Raw genomic sequence first — 5,131 nt, forward strand, 5'->3', positions numbered from 1 at the left:
CGCAGACACCGCCCGCGGTTCGGCTGGCTACTCAATGCCCTCGGCGCCGGGACGACATGATGAACGGGAACGTGGAGGCCTGGGCAGCACGCTTTCCGATGCCGCCGCATCTCTGTCATCAGCTGCCACCAGCGTCGGCGATACCGTTTCCAGCGCGGCAAGCAGCGCCGCGGAGGGTTTGACGGGCAGCACGGCCACTGCAAGATCGGTGACCGGCGACATGGCGGCGAAAGCCACCCGCTCCGCGCAAGATCTGTTGGAGAACCAGCCCTTGGCCATAGCGGCCGCGGGTCTCGCCATCGGCGCCGCCATAGGTGCAATGCTGCCCCATACCGCAACGGAGGATGAGCAGCTAGGCGCCTATGGCGACAAGCTTCGCGATACCGCCGAAACCATGCTCGACAGGGGTCTCGACGAGGCCAAGCAGGTCGCCGCCGAAGCCTATGGAACCATCAAGCAGGAAGCTGGCCGGCAACATATGGAAGCAGACACGATCGCCGATCAGCTCGGCGAGATCGTGAAGTCCACAGCAGACAAGACCGAGCATGCCGTGCGTGAACGGATTTCCGATCCATCTCAGCGTCAAACCTAGCTTGAATGGATCAACGATAATCGGTCTCTTCAGAAGGGTCGGCGTTGTCCGTCAAACGGTGAACCGCTCAATCATTTCAGAGCGTAGAGGTAGGCCGCGATATCGCGCGCCTGCTGCTCCGAAATTCGGGTCGATGGCATGGCCGTGCGCGGATTGATTTCCCTGGCAGATCGTATCCAGCGGATCAGGTTCTCTGGATTGTTGGCCAGCCCGCCGCCGATAAAGGTGCGGTCAGCAAGACTGGCGTCGAGGCGTGGACCGACCTGCCCTTGCGCGCCCGGCACGCCCGAAATCGTATGGCAGCCGGAACAACCATTCGCAGTCATGATCGGCATGGCGCGCGCAATGTCACCTCCCGTGGCCGCCTCCGCCTCGTGGCGGATGCGCGCCGCCTGATCGGACCACCAGGTCATTCCGGCCACGCCCGCAACGAGCAGCACCAGCGCGACGCTGGCGCCGGCAAGCAGCTTAGACAAGCTCGTAGGCATGCGCAGCCTCCCCCCTTCCGCTCGCCTTGATCCACAGCGCGGCCAGCAGCAGCGCTGCGCCGCCATAGATCAGTCCAGCGGGAACCCACATCACCAGCCCGGCAAGTTGCTGGTCTTCCAGGGGGCTCAAATTCCATAGTGCCGCACCCACCGCGTTCTGCGGGTACCAGAGCCGCGGCGAGAGCAGCAGGAGCACGCCAAGCAGGCCAGTGTGCAGCGAGGTGACGAAAAGATGCATCACTGCGGTCCCATAGGCATGCTGGCGGCCGGGACGCGGCAAGAGTACCCACCAGAACAGCAGCCCTGTTCCGAAGAAGCTCGCGTGCTGTGCATAGTGCATCACGCCGCGTTCGAGCGCGGCCTCGAACAACGCCGGAAGGTGCCAGATCCATATGGCCAGGCCGTGGGCAATGGTCGCGCTGAGCGGTCGAGTTACGAAAGACCAAACCGCATTCAGCCATCTGCCGTGCCCGGCCATTCCAAGAATGCGCCGGACCCCGGCGGGAAATCCCCACATCAAGGCCGCAGCCGGGCTGGCGGAGACCAGCAGCGGCGCCGCCACGGCCATCAGCAGTTCATGCTCGATCATATGCGCCGCAAAGATCTGCTCACCGAGTGCATGAATCGGGCTGACCAACGCGGCCGTCAACACGCCCCATCCGGCCGTGAACAGCAGAGCCTGGCGCAGCCGCAGAGTCCTGCCGCGGCTGCTGCGCCGCCAAAGCCGGCCAGCTCCAACGACATATATCAGGGCAAGCACGGCAAGTGGCAGGGTGATGGGCAGCGCGAGCGTCCACCCGGCCTCGGGTGCGCCGGCGCCGTAGCAGATGGAAGTAGAGAACAGCCCGTCCAGATTCATCGCACGCACTCATCCAGGATCAGCGCTGCGCTGCCTTGCATGAGGATCACAAGCGCAAACAGCAACGCCGACAGCATGCCGAGATTGGCGACGAAGCGCTCTGTGGCGCGCGTACGCTCCGGCTTGAATGCGGCACCGCCTCGCCGCTTCGCCCGCCACGACAGCGCCCCGCCGAGCAGCGACAACAAGACGAGCAGCAGCGCCACGGGAAGCACGACCGGCACCTGGCGATTGCATTGCCAGGGCACCAGCGCATAATTCAGCTGTGTCGAGACCGCCCACGCCAGCGGCCCTGACAGAAGACCACCCCAAGACGTTCCCAGGCGTAATGCACGCATCTCAGCCTAGCCTCGGCACCCAGTAGATGAGCAGATAGATCGGAATCCAGGTCAGGACCACGAAGTCCCAGTAGAAGACATTGTCGCCGACATCGCCGAAGCGACGGCCGCTATAGCCGTGGCGCGTGAACATCAGCACAGTCAGCACGATGGTGTCGCCGACATCGGTGATGAGATGGGTGGTGTGCAGCCCGAGCAGCACCCAGAGCATCGATCCATAGGCATTGGTGTCCCAATAGATGTTGAGGGCCGGGAATTCGAACCAGCGCACGACGAGCGGAGCGATGCCGAGCAGCGACATGACCATCAGCCCGATCCGCACCGGCACCATCGAACATTGCTTGGCATAGCGGTGGAGGATGTGGTTAGGCACTAGGCTGACGATGAACAAAATGGTGACGATCGTTCCGGGCCAATGGTTCGGGCGCGGTGCGCTGAGCGGCCAGTCTGGCCATGACTGCGCAAGGTAGAGATAAGCGCCGGCCGCCAGCGCGAAGCCCGTGCCTTCCAGCGCCATGAAACCCAGCGTGCCCCACCAGGTCGGGCTGCGCGGACCGTGCCCGAAGGTGGGCAGGCCAGAAAGATCGGCGGCGGCGCGCTGCTTCATTCCTCGTCCTCCGGATCGCCCTTGGGCCAGAACCATCCGATCAACGTGATGGCGATTGGCGCGGCGCCCCAGACGATCGCCCAGGGCGTGAAGATTGAATAGAGAAACGTGCCGCCGACGGCCAGCGCCGCTAAAAGCGGCCAGATCGAAGGGGCGGCCGATTTCTCGCGAATGTCGGGATGAGCTTCGGCCACGGTCGAGATGAGGAGTTCGCGCGCGTCGACGCGGAGCCCGGTCGCTACAGGGAGCGCCTCGCGCTCGGCCCAGAGCGGCTCGATATGAGTGACGATGGGAATGCGTGCGAAATTATAGCTCGGCGGCGGCGAGGATGTTGCCCACTCCAAGGTTCCTGCGTCCCACGGATTGTTGCCGGCCGAGGTGCCTTTCAACGCGCCATGCACAAGGTTGAAGGTGAACAGGACAAAGCTCAGGAAGAAGAGTAACGCCCCAGCCGAGATGAAAAGGTTGATGTTGCCCCAGCCAAGCTCGGCCGGATAGGTGTAGACACGTCGTGGCATGCCCCACAGGCCGACCAGATGCATCGGGAAAAAGGCTGCATTGAACCCGATGAAGGCCAGCCAGAAATGCCACCGCCCGAGGCGTTCGCTCATCATGCGGCCGGTGACCTTCGGGAACCAGAAATAAGCCGCGCCAAGCAGCGGGAACACCGAGCCGCCGATCAGCACGTAGTGGAAATGCGCGACGACGAAATAGGTGTCGTGGACCTGAAGATCCAGTGGCACCGAGGCGAGCATCACGCCGGTCAGCCCGCCGATGACGAAGATGAAGAAGAAGCCGAAGACGAACAGCAACGGAGTTCGGATCACCGGTCTGCCGTCCCATAATGTTGCCAGCCAGCAGAAGATCTGTACGCCGTTCGGGATGGCGATCATCATGCTGGATGCGGTGAAGAAGCTGGCGCCAAGCTTTGGCAGGCCGGTGGCGAACATGTGATGGACCCAAAGCCCGAACGAAAGGAAGCCGACCGCGATCAGCGACAGGACCAGCCCGAGATGACCGAATGTCGGTCGCCTGGCGAAAACAGGAATGATCGAGGACACCATGCCCGTCGCCGGCAGGAAGATGATGTAAACTTCCGGATGGCCGAAGAACCAGAAGAGGTGTTGGAACAGCAGAGCATCCCCACCTTCGGCCGGGTTGAAGATGTGCGTGCCAACCAGCCGGTCAAGGATCAGGAAAGTCGAGGTGATCATCACCGCCGGCATCGCGAAGACGACGACGAAGGAAGTGACCAGCATCGCCCAGACATAGAGCGGGATCTTGTCCAGCGACATGCCGGGGGCTCGCTGCTTGAAGACCGTGACGATGGTCGCCACCGCGACGGCCAGTGACGACACTTCGGTATAGGTGATCATCTGCGCCCAGACGTCAGCCCGCTTGCCCGGTGCGAATTCGGGGCCGGACAGCGGCACGTAGGCGAACCAGCCCACATCAGGGGCCATGTTGAGGGCGAAGGACACCCAGGCGAAAGCGCCGCCCGAGACGTAGACCCAATAGCTGAACGCGTTCAGGCGCGGAAACGCGATGTTGCGGGTGCCGACCATCAGCGGCACCAGGTAGATCCCGGTCGCCTGCACGATGGGCACGGCGAACAGAAACATCATCGTAACGCCATGCATGGTGAACAGCTGATTGTAGAGGTCGGGCCCGATCAGCCCGCGTTGCGGTCCAGAAAGCTGGATGCGCATGACGACAGCGTTGAGGCCGCCAAGACCAAGGAACACGAAAGCGGTGATCAAATAGCGTCGTGCGATCACCTTGTGATCGACGCTCGACAAGGCTCCGACGATACCGGATGGCGTCCGCCAGGTGCGCTCGAGCCAGCGATGCAGGCCGGCATCATCCATGCCGGTGTCGCGCGGTCCGTCATGCTCGGGCGCGATGTCGCCTTTTGCAGATACCTTGCGCTCCGGCGGCAGGTCGCGTTGGCTTGTGAGATCCGCGCTGCTCATTTCAGACCCTCGAGATAGGCGACCACGGCATTGAGCTCATCGCCGCTGAGCTCCACCACCGGCATGTGGGAGCCGGGCTTGATGCCTTGCGGGTCGGCTATCCAGGCGGCGAGATTGCCGCGGCTCATCGTCAAGGTCCCGGCAGCGAGCGTCTGCCGGCTGGCTATGTGGGTGAGATCGGGAGCCACCGTTCCGCCGGCCGGCGTCCCCCCGATCCTGTGACACATCACGCAGGGGCGTTTGAGGAACAGGTCCGCACCGACCTTGGCTTCGC

Annotated in this window: 8 protein-coding genes; 1 reads left to right on the forward strand and 7 read right to left on the reverse strand. The window is 63.2% G+C overall.

The features are described from left to right. Positions 1-27 precede the first annotated feature (27 nt). A complete protein-coding gene (locus tag EN949_RS36245) occupies positions 28-222 on the reverse strand; it encodes a hypothetical protein (RefSeq protein WP_206534985.1) in 195 nt (64 codons plus the stop codon). On the opposite strand from EN949_RS36245, the gene EN949_RS36250 reads away from it, so the two are divergent. After that, positions 221-592 (forward strand): hypothetical protein, encoded by a 372-nt coding sequence (locus EN949_RS36250; RefSeq protein ID WP_206534986.1) that lies wholly within the window; start codon positions 221-223, stop codon positions 590-592. The two genes, EN949_RS36245 and EN949_RS36250, sit on opposite strands and share 2 nt — an antisense overlap. A 71-nt stretch (positions 593-663) precedes the next feature. On the opposite strand, the gene EN949_RS32860 is transcribed toward EN949_RS36250, so the two are convergent. The 6 genes from EN949_RS32860 to EN949_RS32885 form a co-directional block, all read right to left on the reverse strand. After that, positions 664-1,080, reverse strand: coding sequence for a c-type cytochrome (locus EN949_RS32860; protein ID WP_063170780.1), 417 nt, complete (start codon positions 1,078-1,080; stop codon positions 664-666). Continuing rightward, on the reverse strand, positions 1,061-1,939 hold the full coding sequence (locus tag EN949_RS32865) for a cytochrome c oxidase assembly protein (RefSeq protein WP_024504617.1): 879 nt from the start codon (positions 1,937-1,939) through the stop codon (positions 1,061-1,063). Before EN949_RS32865 ends, EN949_RS32860 begins: the two co-directional genes overlap by 20 nt. Next, complete coding sequence (locus EN949_RS32870; RefSeq protein WP_127367250.1) at positions 1,936-2,277, reverse strand: hypothetical protein; 342 nt, start codon at positions 2,275-2,277, stop codon at positions 1,936-1,938. Before EN949_RS32870 ends, EN949_RS32865 begins: the two co-directional genes overlap by 4 nt. Position 2,278: 1 nt before the next feature. Then, positions 2,279-2,884, reverse strand: a complete 606-nt coding sequence (locus EN949_RS32875) for a cytochrome c oxidase subunit 3 (protein ID WP_013525139.1) — start codon at positions 2,882-2,884, stop codon at positions 2,279-2,281. Beyond that, entirely contained in the window at positions 2,881-4,857 is a 1,977-nt protein-coding gene (gene ctaD, locus EN949_RS32880; protein WP_013525140.1) for a cytochrome c oxidase subunit I, read from the reverse strand. Before ctaD ends, EN949_RS32875 begins: the two co-directional genes overlap by 4 nt. Next, the coding region (locus EN949_RS32885) for a cytochrome c (protein ID WP_164782616.1) at positions 4,854-5,131 on the reverse strand (278 nt) is incomplete at its 5' end. The genes EN949_RS32885 and ctaD, both read right to left, overlap by 4 nt.

The organism is Mesorhizobium sp. M7A.F.Ca.US.007.01.2.1 (assembly GCF_003998165.1).
GTDB lineage: Bacteria > Pseudomonadota > Alphaproteobacteria > Rhizobiales > Rhizobiaceae > Mesorhizobium > Mesorhizobium ciceri.